We start from the raw sequence: 23,392 nt of genomic DNA, 5'->3' as shown, positions 1-23,392 counted from the left end.
GTTCCTTTTCGTCGGGTCGACTTGTCGTCGGTGTCACGGGCGTGCTCGAGCGCGTCGGTGGCTCATTCTCGTCCGAGGTCGCGGTGTTTCACGCTGACGGCCACGCCGGGGAGTCCACGCAGACGCGCCGCCAGTTCACCCACGAGGGTGACCGATCGATGTTTTCCCCCGGTGCAGCCAATGGCGATCGTAGCGTGTCTCTTGTTCTCACGCTGGTAGCCGGCGAGCACCGGCACGAGGGAGGCAGCGAAGGCGTCGACGAATTCTCGAGCACCGGCCTGCTCCATCACGTAGCTCGTGACGGGCTCGTCGAGCCCCGACTGCTGTCGGAGGGCGGGCACCCAGAAGGGGTTCGGCAGGAATCGAGCGTCACCCACCATGTCGGCGTCCGTGGGCAGGCCGTACTTGAAGCCAAAGCTCAGAACGGTCACCTGCACCCCGGCACGGTCGGATTCGGCGAACTTCTCCGAGATCGTGGTGGCCAGCTGGTGGATGTTGAGTTCGGACGTGTCGATGATGACGTCGCTGGTCTCGCGGAGTTCTTCCATGCGGGCACGTTCGGCGAGGATGCCGTCGAGCAACGTACCGTCGCCCTGCAGCGGATGCGGGCGTCGGACCTGCTCGAATCGCCTGACGAGTGCTGCGTCCGTCGCGTCCAGGAAGAGCACCCGGACCTTGCTGGGCATGCTCGCCCGAAGGGTTCGCACGGCTTCTTGCGCCTCGCTGAACAGACGCCCCCCGCGCACGTCGATCACCGCCGCGATCTTGGGGAGGGAGTCCCCCGCGCGTTCGGCCAGATCCAGCAGCGGCCGCAACATCTGCGCGGGCAGGTTGTCGACCACGTACCAGTCGAGATCTTCGAGGGCGTTGCCGACGGTCGATCGTCCTGCGCCGGACATGCCCGTGACGATCAAGACCTCTTGCTGTTCGCTGGCGTCGCTCATGTCGGTGGTGTCCTCGGGTCGGCGGGCGGTGGATCGAGTCTAGGCGGGGCTCGTCGGAGGCACCGGGTCGTCCACCGACACGTCGTCACCTCCGCGGAGCCGCTCGACGACCGCTGCGGCCAACGTCGGCCCGATGCCGCGGATCGCCGAGATGTCCGCCGCGTCGGCGTCCTTGAGACGCTTCACCGAGCCGAAGTGCTTCAAGAGGACGGCCACCCGAGAGGGGCCGAGCCCCGGGATCTCGGCGAGTTGGGTCGAGATGTCGCGCTTGCGCCGTTGTCGCTGGTGCGTGATCGCGAAGCGGTGAGCCTCGTCGCGGATGCGTTGGATGAGGAACAGGGCGTCGCTGTTGCGCGGCAGGATGACCGGGAAGTCGTCATCGGGCAACCAGATCTCTTCGAGCCGCTTGGCGATGCCGCAGAGAGCGATGTCGGTGACGCCGGCGTCGTCGAGGGCACGCCTCGCGGCCGCCACCTGGGGCTGGCCGCCGTCGACGATCAGCAGGTTGGGGCGGTAGGCGAAGCGCTTGCGCTGCTCACCCACCTCGTCGACGGGCGCGAGTTCGTCATCGAGTCGCGCGAGACGGCGGCTGAGGGTCTGATAGATCGATTCGGTGTCGTCGGTCGACTGGGGGATGTTGAACCGGCGGTACTGGTCTTTTCGGGGAAGTCCGTCTTCGAACACGACCATCGACGCGACGATGTTCGTGCCCGAGAGGTGGGAGACGTCGTAGCACTCCATCCGCAGGGGGGCGTCGCTCATGCCCAAGGCCTCCTGGATGTCGGCCAGGGCCGTCGACCGGGTGGCGAAGTCAGCACTACGGCGGGTCTTGTAGAGCATGAGCGACTGTTGCGCGTTGAGGGTGGCCGTCTGCATGAGGTTCGCCTTCTCACCTCGCTGTGCCGTGTGGATCTGCACCCGACCGCGCCCTCGGATGGAACTCAGAACGCTTTCCAGGGCGTCGTTGTCATCCGGTGTGGCGGTCACGACGATCTCGCGGGGAAGCTCGGCACCGGCGCTGTAGATGCCCTGTAGGACCTGCTCAACGAGGTCACCGGTCGAGATGTCGATCTCTTTGTCGACGACCCATCCCCGGGAACCCCGGATGCGGCCACCCCGCACCGTGAAGAGTTGAACGGCCGCCGCCAATTCGTCCTCGGCCAGGGCGTAGAGATCGAGGTCGACGTTGTCGCGCAGGACCACCGCCGACTTGTCGAGGACCGCCTCGAGCGCCTGCACCTGATCCCGGTAGGCGGCTGCGTCCTCGAAACGTTGCTCGAGGGCGGCCGTCTTCATGGACCGCTGGAGGTCGGCGATCACCTTCTTGTCGTAGCTGCCCATGAACGTGACGAAGGCGTCGACCATGGCTCGATGGTCGTCGATCGAGACCTTCTGGGAGCAGGGCCCGCCGCAACGACCGATCTGGCCCGGGAAGCAGGGCTTGCCCGTCTGCATGGCCTTCTTGTAGCTGCTGTCGGAGCAGGTGCGGATCGGGAAGACCTTGATCATGAGGTCGATCGTGTCGTGCACCGCCCAGATCTTCGGGTAGGGCCCGAAGTACTTCGCGCCCTTGATGCGTGGGTTGCGCGTCACCATCACCCGAGGAGCCTCGTCCGCCAGGGTCACTGCCATGAACGGATAGGTCTTGTCGTCACGGAACTTGACGTTGAACGGTGGATCGAACTCTTTGATCCACGTGTACTCGAGTTGGAGCGCCTCGATGTCGCTCCCCACGACGGTCCACTCGACCGATCGAGCGGTGAGCACCATCCGCCGGGTTCGTTCGTGCAGTGAGGGCAGAGGCGCGAAGTAGTTGCTCAATCGCGCCCGGAGGTTCTTGGCCTTACCGACGTACAGGACCCTCCCCCGTTCGTCACGCCAGCGGTAGACGCCGGGATCGGTCGGGATTTCGCCCGCTTTGGGACGCCAGGAGACGGTGTTGCTCATCGCGCTTCGACGGCCTCCCGACGCCGTGCCGGCGTGGACTTCTTCTTCTGCACCCGAGGCACGGTGTGGCCGGACTCGAGGATCTCCTTGAGGAAGACGCCCGTGTGGCTCTCGGGCACCGTGGCGAGGTGTTCCGGCGTGCCGGTGGCGATGACGGTGCCGCCACCCGCGCCTCCTTCGGGGCCCATGTCGATCAGCCAGTCGGCGGATTTGATGACGTCGAGGTTGTGCTCGATCGTGATGACGGTGTTGCCCTTCTCGACGAGACCGTTCAGGACGAGCAGGAGCTTGCGGACGTCCTCGAAGTGCAGACCGGTGGTCGGCTCGTCGAGCACGTAGACGCTGCGCCCGTTGGAGCGCTTCTGCAGCTCGGTCGCCAGCTTGACACGCTGGGCCTCGCCACCGCTCAGCGTGGTGGCACTTTGACCCAGCCGCACGTAACCCAGCCCGACGTCGACCAGCGTCGACATGAAACGCGAGATCGCCGAGATGGGCGCGAAGAACTCGGCGGCCTCGCTGATCGGCATCTCGAGGACTTCGGAGATGTTCTTGCCCTTGTACCGCACGGCCAGCGTGTCGCGGTTGTAGCGTGCCCCGCCACAGACCTCGCACGCCACGTAGACGTCGGGCAAGAAGTTCATCTCGATCTTGATGGTGCCGTCACCCGAACAGTTCTCGCAGCGGCCGCCCTTGACGTTGAAACTGAACCGACCCGGCAGGTAGCCGCGGGCCTTGGCATCGGTGGTCTCGGCGAAGAGTGTCCGGATGCGGTCGAAGACGCCGGTGTAGGTCGCGGGGTTCGAACGCGGGGTCCGACCGATGGGCGCCTGGTCGACGTGGACGACCTTGTCGAGGGCGTCGAGCCCGGTGACACGCGTGTGCTTGCCGGGGATCTGTCGAGCCCCGTTGAGCTGGTTGGCCAGGACCTTGTAGAGGATGTCGTTGACGAGTGACGACTTGCCCGAACCGCTGACGCCCGTCACGGCGACGAAGGTGCCCAGGGGGAAGTCCACGGTGACGTCGCGCAGGTTGTTGGCCTTGGCCCCGACGACCGAGATCATGCGCTTCTTGTCGACGGGGCGACGGCTGGTCGGAGTCTCGATCGACCGTCGCCCGGCGAGGTAGTCGCCCGTGTACGAATCGGTGTTCGCCACAAGGTCTTCGTAGCTACCCGAGTGCACGACGGTGCCGCCGTTGACTCCGGCACCGGGGCCGATGTCGACGACCCAGTCGGCCGTCTTGATGGTGTCCTCGTCGTGCTCGACGACGATCAGGGTGTTACCGAGGTTCTTCAGTTTGACGAGCGTGTCGATGAGTCGGCGGTTGTCCCGCTGGTGCAGACCGATGCTCGGCTCGTCGAGGACGTAGAGCACCCCGGTGAGGCCCGAGCCGATCTGGGTCGCGAGACGGATGCGCTGGGCCTCGCCGCCCGAGAGGGAGCCGGCGGCGCGGGCGAGGGACAGGTAGGTCAGGCCGACCTCGAGCAAGAACTCGAGCCTGACCCGGATCTCGCGCAGGACCTGGGCCGCGATGCGCGCCTCGCGCGTCGTGAGCGTGAGTTCGTTCATGAACGCGAAGGCGTCGGAGAGGCTGAGCTCGGACACGGTCGCGATGTCGTGCCCGTCGACCAGGACGGCCAGGACCTCGGGCTTGAGCCGCTTGCCCTTGCAGACGACGCACGGGATCTCGCGGAGGTAGGACGCGTACCGCTGACGTTGCGTGTCGGTCTCGGCCTCGGCGTACTTTCGCTCGATGTAGGGCATGACACCCTCGAAGCCCGTCGAGTACGTCATCTCGCGGCCGAAGCGGTTGCGCCACTTGACCGTGACCTCGAAGTCGTTGCCCTGCAGGACTGCCTGCTGGGTCTTCTCGGGGAGCTCGTGCCAGGGCGTCTTGAGACTGAAGCCCAGGTCGCCGGCCAGACCCTCGAGGAGCTTCTGGAAGTAGTTGTAGAGCCCTTTACCGGACTGCGTCCACGGGAGGATCACACCGTCGGCGAGGCTGAGCTCGGGGTCACCGAGCAGGAGGTCCGAGTCGACCGACATCTTGGTCCCGAGCCCCGAGCACTCGGGGCAAGCCCCGAAGGGGGCGTTGAAAGAGAAGGTCCGGGGTTCGATCTCCGTCAGTTGGACGGGGTGGTTGTTCGGGCACGAGAGCTTCTCGGAGAACGTCCGGTACTTGCCCGCAGCGTCGTCGTCGGTGTCGACGAAGTCGATCGTCACCAGGCCGTCGGTCAGGCGGAGCGCGGTCTCGAGCGAGTCGGTGAGGCGCGTCAGCGCCTCGTCGGAGGCCACGAGACGATCGACCACCACTGCGATGTCGTGCTTGATCTGCTTCTTGAGCTTCGGTGGGGAGCTGAGCTGGATCTGCTCGCCGTCGACGATCGCCCGCGAATAACCGCTTGACGCGAGTTCGGCGAAGAGGTCGACGAACTCGCCCTTCTTCTGCGAGACGACCGGGCTGAGCACCTGGTACCGGGTGCCCGTCTCGAGGGTCATGAGCTGGTCGGCTATCTGCTGAACGCTCTGCTTGCTGATCTTCTCGCCGCAGACTGCACAGTGCGGGACCCCGATGCGCGCCCAGAGGAGCCGCATGTAGTCGTAGATCTCGGTGATCGTGCCGACCGTGGACCGCGGGTTGCGGTTCGTGGATTTCTGGTCGATCGAGACCGCGGGGCTGAGACCCTCGATGAAGTCCACGTCGGGCCTGTCGACCTGACCCAGGAACTGTCGTGCATACGCCGACAAGGACTCGACGTAACGCCTCTGCCCTTCGGCGAAGATCGTGTCGAATGCCAGGGACGATTTGCCGGAGCCGGACAACCCGGTGAAGACGACCAGCGAGTCGCGGGGGATCTCGAGGTCGACGTTGTCGAGGTTGTGCACGCGGGCACCCCGGACGCTCAGCGTGGGGGAACCTTCTACGGGAGAGATGGACACTCTTACCATTCTGTGGATGTGGACGACGCTCGTCGTCATGACGGGCAGGCCCGCGCGGACTCAGGCCTGTGGCGAGGACTCAGGTGGCCGGCGAGGTGATGACGGGGTGGACGCCCGTGAGCGAGGCCGACACCTGCCACAGCCGTGACGCGACCGCCTCGTCACGGGCGTGACGTTTGGCGGGCACGCGAGCCGGAGCGCCGGTCAGCTGGAACCATCCGGCCGGACCCCAGTATTCCCCGCCGACGACGTCGTCGCCCACGAGCGCATGTGTGAGGGGCTCTGCACCGACCTCTTTGCCCTGGGAGAAGGTGTGCATCATCGAGGTGATGACGGCCGGTGGGCGGCGAGGCTCGACAACGGGTGGACGAGGGTCGCTGAGGGACTCCAACGAGAAACCGGGATGCGCGACCACGCTCGAGACGGAGGATGCGGCAGCCCGGAGTCGCCGGTCGAGGTCGAATCCGAAGGTCATCACGGCCAGCTTGGACCGCGCGTAGGCGACGGCCCCCGAGTAGCTGGAGACCATCATGGGATCGTCGAGGTCGAGTCGCACCCACCGGTGGCTGATGCTGCCGAGGTGCACGACTCGAGCCCGCCCGGCCGACTCGAGGGCCGGCAGCAGATGCGAGACCAGAGCGAAGTGGCCGAGGTGGTTGGTGCCGAACTGCAGCTCGAAGCCGTCGGTCGTCGTCTCACGCCGCCGGGAACCGACGACGCCCGCGTTGGCCAGCAGGCCGTCGACCGGCCCGCCGGCAGCGATGGCGGAGGCACCCGAACGGACCGACGCCAGGTCGGCCAGATCGAGGGCGACGGTGTCGACGTCCGCCCCGGGTACGCGGCTGCGGAGGAGATCGGCGGCCCGGACGGCTCTCTCGGCATCGCGAGCCGCAAGGACGACCTGATGGCCGTCCATCGCGAGACGCTCGGCGGAGTAGTAGCCGAGACCTGCGGTCGCTCCGGTGACGACGAGACGGCGACGATCACCGGGCATGGCCGGCCGCCTCCATCTGCCGCAGGTCTTTCTTCAGGTCGGCGACTTCGTCGCGCAGTCGACCGGCCAACTCGAACTTGAGCTCGGCGGATGCCTGCAGCATCTGTTCGTTGAGGTCGGCGATGATGGCTTCCAGACCGTTGGCGGCGCTGGCCGCCTTGCCCTCGCGACGGAGGTTGGGCGTCGGGGCACGCTTGCCGCCTTGCCGATCGGCGAGCAACCGGGCGGTGTCGGCACCCTCTCGGGCCAGGACCTCGGTGATGTCGGCGATCTTCTTGCGGAGGGGCTGGGGGTCGATGCCGCGCTCGAGGTTGTACGCCACCTGCTTCTCACGACGACGATCGGTCTCTTCGAGGGCCTGTTTCATCGAGTCGGTCATGACGTCCGCGTACATGTGGACCTGGCCGGAGACGTTGCGGGCCGCGCGCCCGATCGTCTGGATCAGGGACGTCGACGAACGGAGGAAACCCTCTTTGTCGGCGTCGAGGATGGCGACCAGCGACACCTCGGGGAGGTCGAGGCCTTCTCGGAGCAGGTTGATCCCGACGAGCACGTCGTAGACGCCCTGCCGGAGTTCGGTGAGCAATTCGACCCGCCGGAGCGTGTCGACGTCGGAGTGGAGGTAGCGGACACGGACACCGGCCTCGGTGAGGAAGTCGGTGAGCTCTTCGGCCATCTTCTTGGTCAGGGTGGTGACGAGGACCCGCTCGTCGATCTCGACCCGGGTGCGGATCTCTTCGAGGAGGTCGTCGATCTGCCCTGCCGAGGGTTTGACCACGATCTCGGGATCGACGAGCCCGGTCGGTCGGATGATCTGCTCGACCACGCTGTCGGTGATGCCCAGCTCGTACTTGCCGGGTGTGGCCGAGAGGTAGACCTTCTGGCCGACCCGGTCGAGGAACTCCTCGAACTTGAGAGGCCTGTTGTCGAGGGCGCTGGGAAGCCGGAACCCGTGGTCGACGAGGGTTCGCTTGCGCGAGGCGTCGCCTTCGTACATGGCTCCGATCTGCGGCACGGTGACGTGCGACTCATCGATCACCACGAGCAGGTCGTCGGGGAAGTAGTCGAGGAGACAGTGCGGCGCCTCGCCGGGTGAACGACCGTCGATGTGTGCCGAATAGTTCTCGATTCCGTTGCAGAATCCGATCTGCTCCATCATCTCGAGGTCGAAGGTCGTCCGCATGCGCAAGCGCTGGGACTCGAGAAGTTTGCCCTGTGTGTCGAGTTCGTCGAGGCGGGTGGCGAGTTCGTCTTTAATCGTCCCGATCGCCCGGTGCATGACGTCGGTGCCCGCCACGTAGTGCGAGCCGGGGAAGACCGAGACGGCGTCCATCGTCCTGACCACGTCGCCCGTGAGCGGGTGGAGGGCGTACAGGGCCTCGATCTCGTCACCGAACATCTCGATGCGGATGGCGAGTTCTTCGTACATCGGGATGATCTCGATGGTGTCGCCCCGCACCCTGAAGTTGCCCCGGGAGAAGTCGATGTCGTTGCGCTGGTACTGCATCGAGACGAAGCGCCGGATCAGCGTCTCGCGGTCGATCCGCATGCCGACCTGGAGGGCGATCATGGCTTCCATGTACCCCTCGGGGGTGCCGAGGCCGTAGATGCAGGAGACGGTGGAGACGACGATGACGTCACGACGGCTGAGCAGGGAGTTCGTCGTCGAGTGACGCAGGCGCTCGACCTCGGCGTTGACCGAGCTGTCTTTCTCGATGAAGGTGTCGGTCTGCGGGACGTAGGCCTCGGGCTGGTAGTAGTCGTAGTACGAGACGAAGTACTCGACGGCGTTGTTCGGGAAGAGCGACCGGAACTCGTTCGCCAGTTGAGCCGCGAGCGTCTTGTTGTGGGCCAGCACGAGGGTCGGCCTCTGGACTTGTTCGACGAGCCAGGCGGTGGTCGCGGACTTGCCTGTTCCGGTGGCACCCAACAGGACGACGTCGGTCTCGCCGGCATTGATTCGCCCGGCGAGCTCGGCGATCGCGGCCGGCTGATCGCCACTGGGTTCGAACTCGCTGATGACTTCGAACGGGCGCACGCTGCGGGTCGGTTCCATGGATTCCAGCTTACGAGGGACCACCGACACTCGTGCCCCCGGGGGCCCCCAGCTTCGCCGCTGACAGCGAACGCAGGCGGTCGTACAGGTCGTCGGCCTGCTCCAGGGTGTGCTCGAGCGGACCGGAGGAGTCGACGACGAGATCCGCGACGGCGAGCCGCGTCCGGTCGTCGGCCTGCGCGTCCACCCGACGCCGCGCCTCCTCCTCGCTCATGCCGCGCAGTCCGACGAGCCGCTGAAGTCGCACGTCGCGGGGGGCGTGCACGACGACGACCACGTCGAAGCCGGCCGTCCCCCTGGCCTCGACGAGGAGCGGGACGTCGTAGACGACCACGCGTCCGGGATCGTCAGCGACGGCCTCGGCCATGCGGAGGGTCGAGAGCTCTTGGACGGCAGGGTGCGTGATGGCCTCGAGAGCGCGTCGGGCGTCCGGATCGGAGAAGACCACGGCACCGAGGGCTGCGCGGTCGAGAGAGCCGTCCGGGCGCAGAATCGAACGCCCGAAGCGCTTGACCACCGCATTGAGCCCGGGTGAGCCTGGTTCGACCACCTCACGCGCGAGGGCATCGGCATCGACGTGCGCCGCCCCTCGGTCGGACAGTCGGCGGGCCACGACCGACTTGCCCGCAGCGATGCCACCGGTCAATCCACAGACGAACACGGAGTCGAGACTACGCCGAGAACGCCGGAAGGCGGCTCCCCCGTGGGGGAACCGCCTTCTGGTCGAGACCGGGAGGACTCAGTTGTTGTTCGACAGCTTCTCACGCAGAGCGGCGAGGGACTCGTCGTCGGCGAGGGTGCCGGCGCCCGCAGCGGACTCAGCGGAGAACGACGAACCCGTGGGGGCGTCGAAGGTCGTCTCTTCGACGAGCGAGGCAGCGACCTGCTTCTTGTGGGCTTCCCAGCGCGCCTGGGCGGCAGCGTAGTCCTGCTCCCACTTCTCGCGCTGCGAGTCGAAGCCCTCGCGCCACTCGTTCGTCTCCGGGTCGAAGCCCTCGGGGTACTTGTAGTTGCCCTGGTCGTCGTACTCGGTGAGCATGCCGTAGAGAGCCGGGTCGAACTCGGTGCCCTCGGGGTCGACGCCCTCGTTGGCCTGCTTGAGGCTCAGCGAGATGCGACGGCGGTCGAGGTCGATGTCGATGACCTTGACGAACACCTCGTCGCCCACGGCGACGACCTGCTCGGCCAGCTCGACGTGCTTCGCCGAGAGCTCGGAGATGTGCACGAGACCCTCGATGCCGTCGGCCACGCGGACGAACGCACCGAAGGGAACGAGCTTGGTGACCTTGCCCGGAGCGACCTGGCCGATCGCGTGCGTGCGGGCGAACACCTGCCACGGGTCTTCCTGGGTGGCCTTGAGCGAGAGCGACACGCGCTCACGGTCGAGGTCGACCTCGAGGATCTCGACCGTGACTTCCTGGCCCACTTCGACGACCTCGCTGGCGTGCTCGATGTGCTTCCAGCTGAGCTCGGAGACGTGCACGAGACCGTCGACGCCGCCCAGGTCGACGAACGCACCGAAGTTGACGATCGACGAGACGACGCCCTTGCGGACCTGGCCCTTGTGGAGGTTGTTGAGGAAGGTCGTGCGGCTCTCGGACTGCGTCTGCTCGAGGAGGGCGCGACGCGACAGGACCACGTTGTTGCGGTTCTTGTCGAGCTCGAGGATCTTGGCCTCGATCTCTTGGCCCAGGTAGGGCGTGAGGTCGCGGACGCGGCGCAGCTCGATGAGCGAGGCCGGGAGGAAGCCCCGGAGGCCGATGTCGACGATGAGTCCACCCTTGACGACCTCGATGACCGTACCGGTGACGACGCCGTCGGCGTCCTTGATCTTCTCCACGTCGCCCCAGGCACGCTCGTACTGAGCGCGCTTCTTGGACAGGATCAGACGGCCTTCTTTGTCTTCCTTCTGGAGGACGAGGGCCTCGACCGTGTCGCCGACCTCGACGACCTCGGTGGGGTCGACGTCGTGCTTGATCGAGAGTTCGCGCGAGGGGATGACACCCTCGGTCTTGTAGCCGACGTCGAGGAGGACCTCGTCGCGGTCGATCTTCACGACGGTGCCTTCGATGAGGTCGCCGTCGTTGAAGAACTTCAGGGTCTTCTCGACCGCGGCCAGGAAGTCATCAGCGGATCCGATGTCGTTGATGGCGACCTGCTTGGGTGCCTTGGTCGTTACGGTTGTCATGTAGTTAGTGCTCCAGTACGGGCATGAATCGGGCCGTGCTCGTCCCTCGAACGATGTTCGGGGGGTGGTGTCGAACGCGGCGTGCGGACAGATCGGCGCAGATTGCGCTGGATCATCTTAGCGCGGTGCCGCAGGTGCGGGCAACGGCGTGTCGGAGGCGGTGGGCGTCACGTGAGCAGGGCTCGCCGGAGTGTGTCGAGTCCGACCCCTCCCAGACGCAGGGCGTCCCGGTGGAAGGCCTTGACGTCGAACGCGTCGCCGTCGCGTCGTGCCCGCTCCGTGCGGAGGTCCTCCCAGATGCGTTGACCGACCTTGTACGAGGGAGCCTGCCCCGGCCAGCCGAGGTACCGGTCGACCTCGAAGCGCACGAACCCGGTGTCCATGTTGACGTTCTCCGACATGAAGTCGAACGCTTTCGCCGCGTCCCAGGCGCCCCCGCCGGCGGGGAACGGTTTGCCGAGGTGGACGCCGATGTCGAGCACGACGCGCGCCGCCCGCATGCGCTGACCATCGAGCATCCCCAGCCGATCGCCCGGGTCGCCGAGCCAGCCGAGCTCGTCCATGAGACGTTCGGCATACAGGGCCCATCCCTCGGCGTGCCCCGACGTCCCGGCCAGTTGCCGACGCCAGGTGTTGAGCGTCGTCCGGTTGTAGACGGCCTGTCCCAGCTGGAGATGGTGGCCCGGGACGCCCTCGTGGAAGACGGTCGTCGTCTCACGCCAGGTGCCGAAGCGGGTGACGCCCTCGGGCACCGACCACCACATGCGGCCCGGCCGCGAGAAGTCGTCGCTGGGACTCGTGTAGTAGATGCCGCCGTCCTTGGTGGGTGCGATGCGGCACTCGAGCCGACGCACCGGCTCGGGGATGTCGAACTGGTCGCGGCCCAACTCGGCCACGGCCCGGTCGCTGAGCCGCTGCATCCAGTCGCGGAGCGCGTCGGTTCCCTCGAGCTGGCGCGCCGGGTCGGCGTCGAGGATGTCGATGGCGCGCGAGACCGACGCGCCGGGTTCGATCTGTCGAGCGACGGCCTCTTGTTCGCTCGTCATGCGCGCGAGCTCGTCGATCCCCCATTCATAGGTCTCGTCGAGGTCGATCGTCGCGCCCAGGAACCGTCGCGAGTGCAGACCGTATGCGTCACGCCCGACGGCGTCCTCGACAGCGGCGGCGGGGAGGAGTTCGTCGAGCAGGAATCGTCGCAGGTCGACATAGGCGCCCGCGGCCGACGAGGCCCCTGACTCGAGGTCGTGAGCCAGAGCCGTGCCCGGGGCGCTGCCGTCGCCCAACCGGGCACCGCCGGCGAGCTCGGAGAAGAATCCGTCGTCGGCGCCGATGCGGGCACACTGTTCCGCCACCTTCTCCACCTGGCGACGGGCAGGGGTCACTCCCCCGGCGATGCCGGCCCGCAGCGTCTCGACGTATTGGTCGACGGCTGTCCGCACACGACCGAGCCGGGACGCGACGTCCGCCCAGTCGCCCTCGGACTCGGTCGGCATGAGGTCGAACACCTCTCGGATGCCCTGCGCCGGCGAGGCGATGACGTTCAGGTCGCGCAGTTCGAGTCGCTGCTCGGCGTATTCGAGCTCGAGCTCGAGCTCGCTCGTCAGGTCGTCCCGGGTGACACGGTCGACGTCGTCCACGGGAGCCGTGGCCCGGAGCTCGTCGAGGGTGCCCCGGACGGCCTCGACATGGCGAGCGTGCCCGTTCGGTGAGTAGTCGCCGAACTCGCCGGTGCGACCCTCGCGACCGATCCAGGTCGCGGTCGTCGGGTCGAGCTCGCAGAGGGTGTCCACCCAGCGTTCGGCGACCCCGTCGACGGGGGTGGGTGTGCGCGGGCCGGATGTCGTCGCGGGATCGCTCATGCCGACGAGCCTAGTGACGCAGGAGGCGCGGTGCCGGAGAGCCCGCACCGCACCTCCTCGGGTCCTACGACGAACGGGGCGTCCACCGACTCTCGTCGGCGGACGCCCCGTCCTGGTGCGGTTGTCTATTCTTTGTCGAGGTCGGTCGCGAGGAGCGCGACGAGCTCGTCGAGGGCGGCCTCGGCGTTGTCGCCTTCGGTGGCGACGACGACCTCTTCACCATGGCCGATGCCCAGCGAGAGCACGCCGAGGATGCTGGCGGCGTTGACGCTCTTGCCGGCCGCCGAGGTCAACGTGACCTTGGCGCCGGTCTTGCCGGCGGCCTGGCTGAACAGTGACGCGGGGCGGGCGTGGAGCCCGACGCTCGAGGCGATGGTGACGGAACGTTCTGGCATGTCTTCTCCTCAGAAGGGGGTGGGGGTCAGTCGTCGTCGTCGGTCGACGCGAGCAACTCGTAGACCTCGGCGGTCGTGGTCGATCCGCGCAGGGCGGCGGCCTTGTCGGGGTCCATCAGGATGCTGGCGAGCTGGCTGAGGATCGCGATGTGGCCGTTGCCCTTGGCGGCGATGCCGACCGTGACCGAGACCTCGTTGCCGTCCCAGTCGACCGGGGTCGGGAACCGCAGCACGACCAGGGCGTCCTGCGTGACCGAGTCCTTGCCGGCGAGGGTGCCGTGCGGGATCGCCACACCCTCGCCGACGTAGGTGGACACCGAGTTCTCGCGCTCGAACATCGCATCGACGTAGGTCTCGTCGATCGCGCCCGCGTCGATGAGTGCCTGGCCCGTCTTGCGGATGGCCTCGTCGCGTGAGGCGGCGACCTCGTCGAGTCGGATGGACGACTCGGCGAGAAGCGCCGAGAGCTCGGGTGCCTGCTGGTCGGTCATCGTCAGACCTCGACCGTCGAGCCGTCCTGGATGGCCTTGACGACCTTGGCGACGTTGGGGTCTCCCATGAACAGCTGGAAGGGCACGACGGGCACGTTCGGCACGACGCCGCGGGCGCGCTCGGCCAGGTTGTTCTGGGTGACGACGACGTCGGCGTCCGACGGGATCGACGCGACGGGCGAGTGCTCGACGGTGACACCGCTCTTCTTCAGCTGCTTCTTGAGCGTGGACGCCAGCATGACGCTGCTGCCCATGCCCGCGTCGCACGCGACGATGAGTTTCTTGATGCTGGAACCGTCGAGGGTTGCCATGACCTTCTCCTTGTGTGGTGGTGGTGCTGACTGGTGGTGCGGTCGGGCTAAGCGGTGGGTGCCGCGGTGCCCTTGCTGGTGGCCTTGTTGGCCGCGGTGGCGGCCTGGGCATCGGCGAGAGCCTGCTCCTGCGCGGCGGAGTCCTCGGCACGGGCCTCGCGGTTCTCCTTGCGACCGAAGCCCATCAGGAGGGACGAGACGACGAACGAGACGGCCGCCGAGAGCAGGATACCCAGGTAGATCGGGAGAAGGTCCCCACGAGCGGCGACGAGCGTGTAGGCGATGATGCTGCCGGGTGAGGCCGGGCCGACGAGGCCGACGTTGAAGAGCGCGAAGGTCGCGATGCCGGTCGCGCCACCGAGGATGGCGGCGACGAGCAGGATCGGCTTCATGAGCACGTACGGGAAGTAGATCTCGTGGATGCCGCCGAAGAAGTGCACGATGATCGCGGCGGGAGCCGAGGGGCGGATCGCGCGAGGGCCGAAGAACAGGAACGCGAGCAGGATGCCGAGGCCGGGGCCGGGGTTCGACTCGAGCATGAACAGGATCGACTTGCCGGTCTCCTGCACCTGGGTGCCGCCGAGCGGGGTCAGGATGCCCTGGTTGATGGCGTTGTTGAGGAAGAGCACCTTGGCCGGCTCGATGATGATCGACGCCAGGGGCAGCAGGCCGCGGTCGACGAGGAAGCCGACGGCGCCGCCGAAGACGTTCGTGATGGCGGTGGTGACGGGTGCCAGGCCGAAGAACGACAGGACCGCCATGGCCCCACCAATGATGCCGAGCGAGAAGTTGTTGACGAGCATCTCGAAGCCGGACTTGATGCGTCCGTCGACCAGGCGGTCGAACTGCTTCAGGACCCAGGCGGCCAGGGGGCCGACGATCATCGCGCCGAGGAACTGCGGCACGTCGGTCGCCACGATGACGCCCATGACGGCGACCGCACCGATGACGGCACCGCGCTGCCCGTGGACCATGCGACCACCCGTGTAGGCGATCAGGATCGGCAACAGGTAGGTGATGATCGGTCCGACGAGACCGGGCCACGGCGTGCCGTCCGACATCTCGCCGAAGCCACCGAGCTGGGGCACCGGCGTCCAGCCGGTCTGGATGAACAGGGCCGTGATGAGGCCCCAAGCGATGAAGGCGCCGATGTTCGGCATGATCATGCCGGCCAGGAAGCCGCCGAAGCGCTGGACGCGTGCGCGGGCTCCCGTTCCGGTGACGGTGGGCGTGAATTCGGACATGGTGTGGACTTCTCCTTGTATCTCTCAGCGACGAGAGGGGTGTGGGGTGATGGAGGGGGTACGAGGTGCTGTGGTGCGTCGGGAAGGTAGGGGGGTGGCCGTTCGGACTCGCGTCATGCGATCACGACCCGGGGGCCGGCCTGCTCGACGTCGTCGGCCAGTTCGGCGTCCACGCCGGAATCGGTGATGACGGTGTCGACGTCCGTGAGCGGTGCGACCTTGGCGAAGTCCTCGCGACCGAACTTGGTGTGGTCGGCGAGCACGACGGTGCGTCGTGACGCGGCGATGAGCGCGCGCTTGACCCGCGCCTCCGCGAGGTCGGGGGTGCTGATGCCGCGCTCGACCGACACACCGTTCGTACCGATGAACGAGACGTCGGCGAAGACGTCGGCGATCTGAGCCCGGGTCCAGTCGCCCACGGCGGAGTAGGTGCGCGTGCGGATCAGTCCACCGAGGAGGTGCAGGGTGACGTTCGGTCGGCTGATGAGGATCGTGGCGACGGCCAGCGAGTGCGTGACCACGGTCAGCTCGCGGTCGAGGGGCAGCAGCTCGGCGAGACGAATGGTCGAGGTGCCGGCGTCGACGATGATCGAGCCGCCGTCGGGCAGTTCGTCGAGGGCTGCCCGGGCGATGCGCTCCTTCTCGGAGGCGGCGGTGCCCTCTCGATCGACGACGGGGGGTTCGATGCCGAGGCGCTCGACCGCGATGGCGCCACCGTGCACGCGACGCAGGACTCCCCGGCGCTCGAGGGCTGTCAGGTCTCGACGCACGGTCTCGGGCGCGACGGAGAGCTCTCGTGCGAGACCGGCGACCTCGACGCGACCCCGGGAGAGGGCCGTGTCGAGGATCTGCTGGTGACGCTCCGGTGCGTACATGGGAGACCTCGTCGTCGGACTGCGCGGTCGCCTCGGGGCCGACCGGTGGTGCGGGAATGCGGAAAAAGTTCAACCGTTGTTGATCTGCGCTTATATAAGTCCGTTTGTGTGGCCCGGTCAAGTCTCTGCCGCGTGTCGTGTCCGTTTGTGCCCGGATCGGGGGACGCGCGGCTGCCCGATGGGCAATTCGATGCCCGATGAACGGGCGTCGGGTGCCCGATCGGGGCCGGGTGGGCAGCGACGACGCCACCGAGGACGACGCGGCATGCCCTCGGACGGCACGACGTCCGAAACCGCGCCCAGCCGGGGCGACCCCGCGATGCTTGCTCAGTGCGCGGCGGCGTCCCAGCTCTCGCCGAGGCCGACGCTGACGTCGAGGGGGACGCGCAGGTCGGCGGCACCGCTCATGCGCCGGCGGACGATCTCTCGCACGTCGTCGACCTCACCCGGAGCCACCTCGACGATGAGCTCGTCATGAACCTGGAGCAGGACGCGAGAGCCCATCTCTCGTTCGTCGAGTTCGGAGCGGACTCCGAGCATCGCGATCTTCATGATGTCGGCGGCCGAGCCCTGGATCGGCGCGTTCAAGGCGGCTCGCTCGGCGTTCTCGCGCAGGACGCGGTTCGGGGACTTGAGGTCGGCGAAGGGGCGCCGCCGACCGTAGATGGTCTCGGTGTAGCCGTCCTCGCGCGCCTGCTCGACGACGTTGCGGAGGTATTCGCGCACGGCACCGAACCGGGCGAAGTAATCGGTCATGAGTTGGCGTGCCTCGGCTGTCTCGATGCGCAGCTGCTTCGACAGCCCGAAGGCGCTGAGGCCGTAAGCGAGCCCGTAGGACATGGCCTTGACCTTGGTCCGCATGGCGGGGGTGACGTCGGCGGGTTCGACCCCGAAGATGCGGGCCCCGACGAACCGGTGGAGGTCCTCGCCCTCGTTGAACGCCTGGATCAGGCCCTCGTCACCCGAGAGATGCGCCATGATGCGCATCTCGATCTGCGAGTAGTCGGCCGTGAGGAGCGTCTCGTAGTCGGACCCGTGCACGAACGCCGCCCGGATCTCGCGTCCGACGGCGGCCTTGACTGGGATGTTCTGGAGGTTGGGGTCGACGGATGAGATGCGCCCGGTCGTCGTGCCCGTCTGGTCGTAGGTCGTGTGGATGCGGGCGTCGTCGGCGATCGATTTCTCGAGGGTCTCGATGATCTGGCGCAGTTTCGTCGCGTCGCGGTGCTTCAAGAGTAGGTCGAGGAAGGGGTGCGGATGCTTCTCTTGCAGGTCGGCCAGGGAGGCGGCGTCGGTCGAGTAGCCCGTCTTGGTGGCCCGTGTCTTGGGCATCTCGAGCTGGTCGAACAAGACCTCTTGCAATTGCTTGGGCGAGCCGAGGTTCACCTCGCGTCCGATCTCGGCGAAGGCCGCGGCAGCCAGCTCGCCGGCCTGCTCGCCCAGTCGCAGCGAAAGCTCCTTCAAGGTGTCGCGGTCAGCGGAGACACCGGTGAGTTCCATGTCGCCGAGCACCGGGACGAGGGGCAGTTCGATCTCGGTGAGCACCCGTCGAGAGCCCTCGTCGAGGGCGGACACCAAGGACTGGGACAGCCGGAGCACGTACCAGGCCTCGGTCGCGACGTTGACGTCCTCGTCGGCGGAGGCGAGCTGATTCGGATCATCGATGGGCAAGGTCTCGCCCAGTTGTTCGTAGACGAGGTCGGAGAGCGCGAACGAGGTGCGGCCAGGGCGCAGCAACCAGGCGGCGACCCGGGGGTCGCCGACGACCCCGGTGAGCCGGAGACCAGCGCGGGAGAGCGCCTTGTACGCCCGCTTCGCGTCGTGCACCACCTTGGGCGTCGCGTCGTCGAGCCACGCCTCGAGGGCGACGTAGTCGCCGCGACCCGCGGCCCAGGGCACGTAAGCCGACTCGTCGAGGGATGAGACGCCGAGCCCGACGATGCCGTCAGGGCCGTATTCGACCGTGAGGCCCACGGGAGCCTCGGGGTCGGATGCGTGCTTCTTCAGCCAGAAGGCGAGTTCTTCGTCGACGAGGGTCCGGACGACAGGGAGGCCCTCGGGTGCCGCCGTCACCGGTGCCTCACCCGCGTTCGCGGCCGGGTCGGTCGAATCGGACAGTGCCAGGACGCGGTCGAGGAGGGTGCGGAACTGCAGCTTGTCGAACAGTTCTCGGACCGCGGCCTCGTCGATGCTGCGGCGTTCGAGGTCACCCGGACCCACGGGCAGCTCGACGTCGGTGACGAGGCGGTTCAGGCGGCGGTTGCGAACGGCGTTCTCTTTCTGCTCGCGCAGCTTCTGTCCGACGACGCCCTTAATCTCGTCGGCCCGCGCGATGATCTCGTCCAGACCGCCGTAGAGGTTGATCCACTTGACCGCGGTCTTCTCCCCCACCTTGTCGATGCCGATGAGGTTGTCGCTCGTCTCGCCGACCAGGGCGGCGACCTCGGGGTACTGGTGGGGCTCGATGCCGTACCGCTCGAACACCTTGTCTCGGTCGTACCGAGTGAGCTCGCTGACCCCGCGGGCAGAGGGGTAGAGCAGGGTGACGTCGTCGTTCACCATCTGGATCGCGTCGCGGTCGCCTGAGACCACCAGCACCCGGTACCCGTCGGCTCGACCGCGGGAGGCGAGGGTCGCGAGGATGTCGTCCGCCTCGAAGTCCTCTTTCGTGATGGTCGTGATGCCCATCGCGTGCAGTGCTTCTTGCAGGAGGGGGATCTGCCCGACGAACTCTGCCGGGGTCTCGGACCGGGTGCCCTTGTACTCGGGGTATTCACGGGTGCGGAACGAGAATCGCGAGATGTCGAATGCGACGGCTAGGTGGCTCGGCTTCTCGGCCTTGAGCAGGCTGAGCAGCATCGAGATGAACCCATGGATGGCGTTGGTGTGCTGGCCTTCGCGGTTCACGAAACTGTCGACTGGCAGGGCGTAGAAAGCTCGGAAAGCAAGGGAATGGCCGTCGATGACCAGGAGGGTAGGCTTCGTGTCGTCCGTCACCACGTCAGCCTAGCGGGCACCCCCGACACCGTCGCCGGGCGCCCCGGTCCCATCAACCGGAGAGCCATGAGCAGTCCGTCCGCCGTCCCGAACGACGCCGAGAGGACCGTCTCGTCGGACGCGTCCCTGAGCGATGCCGCCGTCGAGTTGTTCCGCCGCCGCGGTGTCGGAGCGTTGGCCGAGAAGATGGGCATCGTCATCGACGAGATGAGCGCCGAGCGGGCCGTCGGACGGATGCCCGTCGAGGGCAACACGCAGCCGGTCGGCATCCTGCACGGCGGCGCGCACGTGGTCCTGGCCGAGACACTCGGATCGGTCGCGGCGAACGTGCACGCCGGAGCCGGACGCCTCGCCATGGGCATCGAACTGAACGCCAGTCACAGCCGGTCGGCGGCGACCGGCTGGGTGACGGGCACCTGCACGGCCCTGCACCTCGGCTCCACCCTTACCACGCACCAGGTCGTCATGACCGACGATCGCGGTCGTCTGCTCTCGACGGTCCGCATCACGAACTTCCTCACGGACGCTCGCGACTAGGCCGCTGACGACAGAAGGCCCGCCCCGGTACTCGGGGCGGGCCTCCTCTCGTCGAAGTCGGCTACTTCTTGGCGCTGAGCTGCTCGATGATCGCCTGCGCGACGTCGTGCATCGTCAGGCGGCGGTCCATGGAGGCTTTCTGTATCCATCGGAAGGCCTCGGGCTCGGTGAGCCCCATCTTCTCGTTGAGCAGGCCCTTGGCTCGGTCGACGAGCTTGCGGGTCTCGAACCGCTCGACCAGGTCGGCGACCTCGGCCTCGAGGGTGATGATCTGCGCGTAGCGCGAGAGGGCGATCTCGATCGCGGGCAGCAGGTCGTTGGGTGTGAAGGGCTTCACGACGTACGCGAGGGCGCCGGCCTCGCTGGCCCGTTCGACGAGTTCCTTCTGGCTGAAGGCGGTCAGCAGGACGACCGGCGCGATGTGCGCCTTCGAGAGCCGTTCGGCGGCCGAGATGCCGTCCAACTGAGGCATCTTGACGTCCATGATGACGAGGTCGGGGCGCAGCTCGGTCGCGAGGGCGACGGCGGTCTCACCGTCTCCGGCTTCACCCACCACCTCGAAACCGTTGTCGCGGAGGATCTCGACGATGTCGAGGCGGATGAGGGACTCATCTTCGGCCACGACGACGCGACGGGGTGCTGCTGGGGTTGCTTCCTGGTCACTCACGACGTGAAGCCTACGGTATTGTCGACCTGGTTGTTGTGCGCCGGATTGGCGGAATGGCAGACGCGGAGCACTCAAAATGCTCTGTCCGTGAGGGCGTGTGGGTTCGAGTCCCACATCCGGCACCAGCCCGTGGCCGACCGGGCCGACGAGAAGTGGATTCCCTTGCCTCGTCCGGCGCCCGGGTCGTCCTCCTCCGGACCGACACGCCGGCACGAGTTCTGCTCAGGGGGTGCGCCCGTGAGCATCCGTGCACTACGCTGATGGCACTGGTTGTTGTGTTACGCATTTGTATCTCGCGACGTGCCGAAGGCCTCCTCTCACCGAGAGGGGTTCCGACGGTGGCGTCGTTCTCAGAGGGAGCGGACAAAAAGGCACCGCGACGAGCGATCTCGAAATCGAGATCGACAACTCTGATTGAAGGAACAAGAAAAATGGCAACAGGCACCGTTAAGTGGTTCAACTCCGAAAAGGGCTTCGGCTTCATCACCCCCGACGACGGAACCACTGACGTCTTCGCGCACTTCTCCGCGATCGCCGGCGACGGCTACCGCAACCTGGAAGAGAACCAGAAGGTCGAGTTCGACACGGCTCAGGGCAACAAGGGCCTCCAGGCTGAGAACATCCGCGTCATCTGACTCGGTGGCGTCCTCGTGACGCCGTCAGTCGGCGGGTTCGCCCGCCACTGAACCGAAAGCCCCGATCTGCTCACGCGGGTCGGGGCTTTCTCCGTCTCCGCTTCCAGGGCGGGCCACGGTGGACTCGATTCACGGGGGCGGGAACCCCAGGAGGCGCGCCACCGGTTCGTAGTCACGACTCGCTGTCCGGTAGGCGGTCTCCCACTCCGCGATGCGTGCTCCAGCTTCGAGGGGATCGGTGAACCGGTCATCTTCTCCCCCACCGGCGACCAGCGCCTCCCGCGCATCCCGGTAGCGGCTCGTCAGCGTCGACCAGAGCACCAGCTCGTCTCCTGTGGAGTCCTCGGGGGCCGCGCGCGCCACGTCCCACGGCACCACGACGGCGGGGAGCCGTTCTGACGGCGGTGTGCCGGCGTCCGACTCCGGGAGGTGGCCCGCTTCTCCTTCGCGGAAGATGGTGCGGGTGCCCACGGCGAGGACGGCACCGACCGCGGCCCCGAGCACGAAGATCAGCAGCAATGCCCCGAGGCCGTCGACTCGCCACACCGTCGCGGCCACTCCGACGAGGAACGCGCCGCCCACCACGGCACCGAGCGCCGCCCACCGGGCCGCACCCGCACCTCCTCGGCTCGTCGCTCCCGTGTCGGGACCCAGGCTTCGCCGCGTCTCGGCCACACCGTGCCCGCTCCAGGACGGCACGACGTACAAGCGGGCCTCGAACTCGAAGCACGAAGGGTGGTGGGCGTCCACGGACATGCCGTGAGCGTACGCCTCGCCGACACGACGAAGCCGGGGCGATCCGGTGAGATCGCCCCGGCTCGGCCAGGAATGACGCAGACGGTCAGGGCTGCGATGCGTAGGCCGGTGCGGCCTCGGCGTGGGCGTCGCCCACACGGTGGACCCGGAGGTCGTTCGTCGAGCCGGCGATGCCGGGAGGGGACCCGGCGATCACGATGACCTTGTCACCCGATTCGGCGAGATCGTTGCCGAGGAGGATGTCGTCGACCTGCGCGAACATCGCGTCGGTGTGCGTGACGGTCTCGACCAGGTAGGACTGGACACCCCAGCTGATCGCCATGCGGCGTCGGATGGCCTCGTTGGGGGTGAAGGCCAGGATGGGGATCGAGTGGCGCAGGCGGGACATGCGACGGACCGAGTCGCCCGACTCGGTGAAGACGCAGAGGAACTTCGCCTGCACGAAATCGGCGACGTCCGCTGCGGCCAGCGTGATGGCGCCACCCTGGGTGCGGGGACGCGTGCCCAGCGGGGGGATGCGCTCGAGACCGTGCTCTTCGGTGGACGCGACGATGCGCGCCATCGTCTGCACGGTGATGACGGGGTACTCGCCGACGCTGGTCTCGCCCGAGAGCATGACCGCGTCGGTACCGTCGAGGACGGCGTTGGCGACGTCGGAGGTCTCGGCGCGCGTGGGGATCGGGCTGGAGATCATGGACTCGAGCATCTGGGTGGCGACGATGACCGGCTTGGCCATGCGACGCGAGAGCTCGACCGCATGCTTCTGGACGATCGGGACGGCCTCGAGGGGCAGCTCGACGCCCAGATCGCCACGGGCGACCATGATGCCGTCGAACGCGTCGATGATGGCCTCGAGGTTGTCGACGGCTTGGGGTTTCTCGATCTTCGCGTAGACGGGGACCTTGCGCCCCTCTTCGGCCATGATCTCGTGCACGCGGACGACGTCGTCCGCGTCACGCACGAACGAGAGGGCGATCAGGTCGGCGCCGAGCTGGAGGCCCCAGCGCAGGTCGGCCTCGTCCTTGTCGGACAGGGCGGGGACGTTGACCGCCACACCGGGAAGGTTGATGCCCTTGTTGTTCGAGACGGTGCCGGCGACGACGACTTCGGTGGTGACGACGGTCCCGTCGGTCTCGAGGACGCGGAGCTTGACGCGGCCGTCGTCGATCAGGAGCGGGTCGCCCGCCTTGACGTCGTCGGGAAGGCCCTTGAACGTCGTGCCGCAGATCTCTTTCGAGCCCAGGATCTCGTCCGTGGTGATCTTGAAGACGTCACCGACCTCGAGGTCGTGCGGACCGTCGGCGAACTTGCCGAGGCGGATCTTGGGGCCCTGGAGGTCGACGAGTACCGCGACGGCGCGGCCCGAGTCGGCCGACGCCTGACGGACGTTGGCGTAGACGCCCTCGTGGACGTCGTAGCTGCCGTGGCTGAGGTTCATGCGGGCCACGTCGACGCCGGCGTCGATGATCGCCCGGATGTCGTCGTAGCTCGACGTCGCCGGCCCGAGGGTGGCGACGATCTTTGCGCGTCTCATGTGTTCCGTTCGTGTGGGGGGAA

Annotated in this window: 19 protein-coding genes and 1 tRNA gene; 3 read left to right on the top strand and 17 right to left on the bottom strand. The window is 67.2% G+C overall.

Features of this window, described 5'->3' with window-relative positions:
- Positions 1–62 precede the first annotated feature (62 nt).
- The 14 genes from rapZ to polA form a co-directional block, all read right to left on the bottom strand.
- Positions 63–944: an RNase adapter RapZ gene (gene rapZ, locus HRF36_RS05255; protein WP_173207163.1), complete on the bottom strand. Its 882-nt coding sequence runs from the start codon at positions 942–944 to the stop codon at positions 63–65.
- A 39-nt stretch (positions 945–983) separates the two neighbouring features.
- On the bottom strand, positions 984–2,891 hold the full coding sequence (gene uvrC, locus HRF36_RS05250) for an excinuclease ABC subunit UvrC (protein WP_173207160.1): 1,908 nt from the start codon (positions 2,889–2,891) through the stop codon (positions 984–986).
- Entirely contained in the window at positions 2,888–5,839 is a 2,952-nt protein-coding gene (uvrA, locus tag HRF36_RS05245; RefSeq protein ID WP_173207157.1) for an excinuclease ABC subunit UvrA, read from the bottom strand. Before uvrA ends, uvrC begins: the two co-directional genes overlap by 4 nt.
- A gap of 70 nt (positions 5,840–5,909) precedes the next feature.
- Positions 5,910–6,824 carry an SDR family NAD(P)-dependent oxidoreductase gene (locus HRF36_RS05240; RefSeq protein WP_173207154.1) on the bottom strand — a complete coding sequence of 305 codons (915 nt, stop codon included), beginning with the start codon at positions 6,822–6,824 and terminating at the stop codon, positions 5,910–5,912.
- Positions 6,814–8,880 carry an excinuclease ABC subunit UvrB gene (uvrB, locus tag HRF36_RS05235; protein WP_173207151.1) on the bottom strand — a complete coding sequence of 689 codons (2,067 nt, stop codon included), beginning with the start codon at positions 8,878–8,880 and terminating at the stop codon, positions 6,814–6,816. Before uvrB ends, HRF36_RS05240 begins: the two co-directional genes overlap by 11 nt.
- A gap of 10 nt (positions 8,881–8,890) precedes the next feature.
- Positions 8,891–9,541, bottom strand: a complete 651-nt coding sequence (gene coaE / locus HRF36_RS05230; RefSeq protein ID WP_173207149.1) for a dephospho-CoA kinase — start codon at positions 9,539–9,541, stop codon at positions 8,891–8,893.
- A gap of 78 nt (positions 9,542–9,619) precedes the next feature.
- A complete protein-coding gene (gene rpsA, locus HRF36_RS05225; protein ID WP_173207146.1) occupies positions 9,620–11,068 on the bottom strand; it encodes a 30S ribosomal protein S1 in 1,449 nt (482 codons plus the stop codon).
- 167 nt (positions 11,069–11,235) lie between these two features.
- Entirely contained in the window at positions 11,236–12,927 is a 1,692-nt protein-coding gene (locus HRF36_RS05220) for a DUF885 domain-containing protein (protein ID WP_173207143.1), read from the bottom strand.
- Positions 12,928–13,052: 125 nt separating this feature from the next.
- On the bottom strand, positions 13,053–13,322 hold the full coding sequence (locus HRF36_RS05215) for an HPr family phosphocarrier protein (protein ID WP_043592801.1): 270 nt from the start codon (positions 13,320–13,322) through the stop codon (positions 13,053–13,055).
- A gap of 26 nt (positions 13,323–13,348) precedes the next feature.
- Positions 13,349–13,813, bottom strand: coding sequence for a PTS sugar transporter subunit IIA (locus HRF36_RS15765; RefSeq protein WP_173207140.1), 465 nt, complete (start codon positions 13,811–13,813; stop codon positions 13,349–13,351).
- A gap of 2 nt (positions 13,814–13,815) precedes the next feature.
- Positions 13,816–14,124 (bottom strand): PTS lactose transporter subunit IIB, encoded by a 309-nt coding sequence (locus HRF36_RS15760; RefSeq protein WP_054146078.1) that lies wholly within the window; start codon positions 14,122–14,124, stop codon positions 13,816–13,818.
- Positions 14,125–14,171: 47 nt separating this feature from the next.
- Positions 14,172–15,368: a PTS mannitol transporter subunit IICB gene (locus HRF36_RS15755; RefSeq protein WP_173207137.1), complete on the bottom strand. Its 1,197-nt coding sequence runs from the start codon at positions 15,366–15,368 to the stop codon at positions 14,172–14,174.
- 113 nt (positions 15,369–15,481) lie between these two features.
- Positions 15,482–16,243 (bottom strand): DeoR/GlpR family DNA-binding transcription regulator, encoded by a 762-nt coding sequence (locus tag HRF36_RS05195; RefSeq protein ID WP_043592798.1) that lies wholly within the window; start codon positions 16,241–16,243, stop codon positions 15,482–15,484.
- 327 nt (positions 16,244–16,570) lie between these two features.
- A complete protein-coding gene (gene polA / locus HRF36_RS05190; RefSeq protein ID WP_173207134.1) occupies positions 16,571–19,240 on the bottom strand; it encodes a DNA polymerase I in 2,670 nt (889 codons plus the stop codon).
- Positions 19,241–19,426: 186 nt separating this feature from the next.
- On the opposite strand from polA, the gene HRF36_RS05185 reads away from it, so the two are divergent.
- Positions 19,427–19,777, top strand: a complete 351-nt coding sequence (locus tag HRF36_RS05185; RefSeq protein WP_254281135.1) for a PaaI family thioesterase — start codon at positions 19,427–19,429, stop codon at positions 19,775–19,777.
- A 61-nt stretch (positions 19,778–19,838) separates the two neighbouring features.
- Here HRF36_RS05185 and HRF36_RS05180 read toward each other — a convergent pair whose 3' ends face one another.
- Positions 19,839–20,444 carry an ANTAR domain-containing response regulator gene (locus tag HRF36_RS05180; RefSeq protein ID WP_043592796.1) on the bottom strand — a complete coding sequence of 202 codons (606 nt, stop codon included), beginning with the start codon at positions 20,442–20,444 and terminating at the stop codon, positions 19,839–19,841.
- A gap of 39 nt (positions 20,445–20,483) precedes the next feature.
- Here HRF36_RS05180 and HRF36_RS05175 point away from each other — a divergent pair.
- Both HRF36_RS05175 and HRF36_RS05170 read left to right on the top strand, forming a co-directional pair.
- Positions 20,484–20,569, top strand: a tRNA-Leu gene (locus HRF36_RS05175).
- A gap of 306 nt (positions 20,570–20,875) precedes the next feature.
- Positions 20,876–21,079: a cold-shock protein gene (locus HRF36_RS05170; RefSeq protein WP_043592793.1), complete on the top strand. Its 204-nt coding sequence runs from the start codon at positions 20,876–20,878 to the stop codon at positions 21,077–21,079.
- A gap of 129 nt (positions 21,080–21,208) precedes the next feature.
- Here the strand turns inward: HRF36_RS05170 and HRF36_RS05165 are convergent, their stop codons facing one another.
- Both HRF36_RS05165 and pyk read right to left on the bottom strand, forming a co-directional pair.
- Positions 21,209–21,835: a hypothetical protein gene (locus HRF36_RS05165; protein ID WP_173207130.1), complete on the bottom strand. Its 627-nt coding sequence runs from the start codon at positions 21,833–21,835 to the stop codon at positions 21,209–21,211.
- A gap of 85 nt (positions 21,836–21,920) precedes the next feature.
- Positions 21,921–23,369: a pyruvate kinase gene (gene pyk, locus HRF36_RS05160; RefSeq protein WP_173207127.1), complete on the bottom strand. Its 1,449-nt coding sequence runs from the start codon at positions 23,367–23,369 to the stop codon at positions 21,921–21,923.
- Between the last annotated feature and the right edge of the window lie 23 nt (positions 23,370–23,392).

It is taken from the genome of Frigoribacterium sp. VKM Ac-2836, from assembly GCF_013248995.1.
Lineage (GTDB): Bacteria > Actinomycetota > Actinomycetes > Actinomycetales > Microbacteriaceae > Frigoribacterium.
Note: the sequence above shows the minus strand (reverse complement) of the source record. Positions and strands in the feature narration are given on the sequence as shown.

Bases quoted from the DNA above. Each gene is read 5' to 3' on its own strand.
- rapZ (WP_173207163.1), bottom strand. From the start codon at position 944: ATGAGCGACGCCAGCGAACAGCAAGAGGTCTTGATCGTCACGGGCATG.
- uvrC (WP_173207160.1), bottom strand. From the start codon at position 2,891: ATGAGCAACACCGTCTCCTGGCGTCCCAAAGCGGGCGAAATCCCGACC.
- uvrA (WP_173207157.1), bottom strand. From the start codon at position 5,839: ATGGTAAGAGTGTCCATCTCTCCCGTAGAAGGTTCCCCCACGCTGAGC.
- HRF36_RS05240 (WP_173207154.1), bottom strand. From the start codon at position 6,824: ATGCCCGGTGATCGTCGCCGTCTCGTCGTCACCGGAGCGACCGCAGGT.
- uvrB (WP_173207151.1), bottom strand. From the start codon at position 8,880: ATGGAACCGACCCGCAGCGTGCGCCCGTTCGAAGTCATCAGCGAGTTC.
- rpsA (WP_173207146.1), bottom strand. From the start codon at position 11,068: ATGACAACCGTAACGACCAAGGCACCCAAGCAGGTCGCCATCAACGAC.
- HRF36_RS05220 (WP_173207143.1), bottom strand. From the start codon at position 12,927: ATGAGCGATCCCGCGACGACATCCGGCCCGCGCACACCCACCCCCGTC.
- HRF36_RS05215 (WP_043592801.1), bottom strand. From the start codon at position 13,322: ATGCCAGAACGTTCCGTCACCATCGCCTCGAGCGTCGGGCTCCACGCC.
- HRF36_RS15765 (WP_173207140.1), bottom strand. From the start codon at position 13,813: ATGACCGACCAGCAGGCACCCGAGCTCTCGGCGCTTCTCGCCGAGTCG.
- HRF36_RS15760 (WP_054146078.1), bottom strand. From the start codon at position 14,124: ATGGCAACCCTCGACGGTTCCAGCATCAAGAAACTCATCGTCGCGTGC.
- HRF36_RS15755 (WP_173207137.1), bottom strand. From the start codon at position 15,368: ATGTCCGAATTCACGCCCACCGTCACCGGAACGGGAGCCCGCGCACGC.
- HRF36_RS05195 (WP_043592798.1), bottom strand. From the start codon at position 16,243: ATGTACGCACCGGAGCGTCACCAGCAGATCCTCGACACGGCCCTCTCC.
- HRF36_RS05185 (WP_254281135.1), top strand. From the start codon at position 19,427: ATGGGCATCGTCATCGACGAGATGAGCGCCGAGCGGGCCGTCGGACGG.
- HRF36_RS05170 (WP_043592793.1), top strand. From the start codon at position 20,876: ATGGCAACAGGCACCGTTAAGTGGTTCAACTCCGAAAAGGGCTTCGGC.
- HRF36_RS05165 (WP_173207130.1), bottom strand. From the start codon at position 21,835: ATGTCCGTGGACGCCCACCACCCTTCGTGCTTCGAGTTCGAGGCCCGC.
- pyk (WP_173207127.1), bottom strand. From the start codon at position 23,369: ATGAGACGCGCAAAGATCGTCGCCACCCTCGGGCCGGCGACGTCGAGC.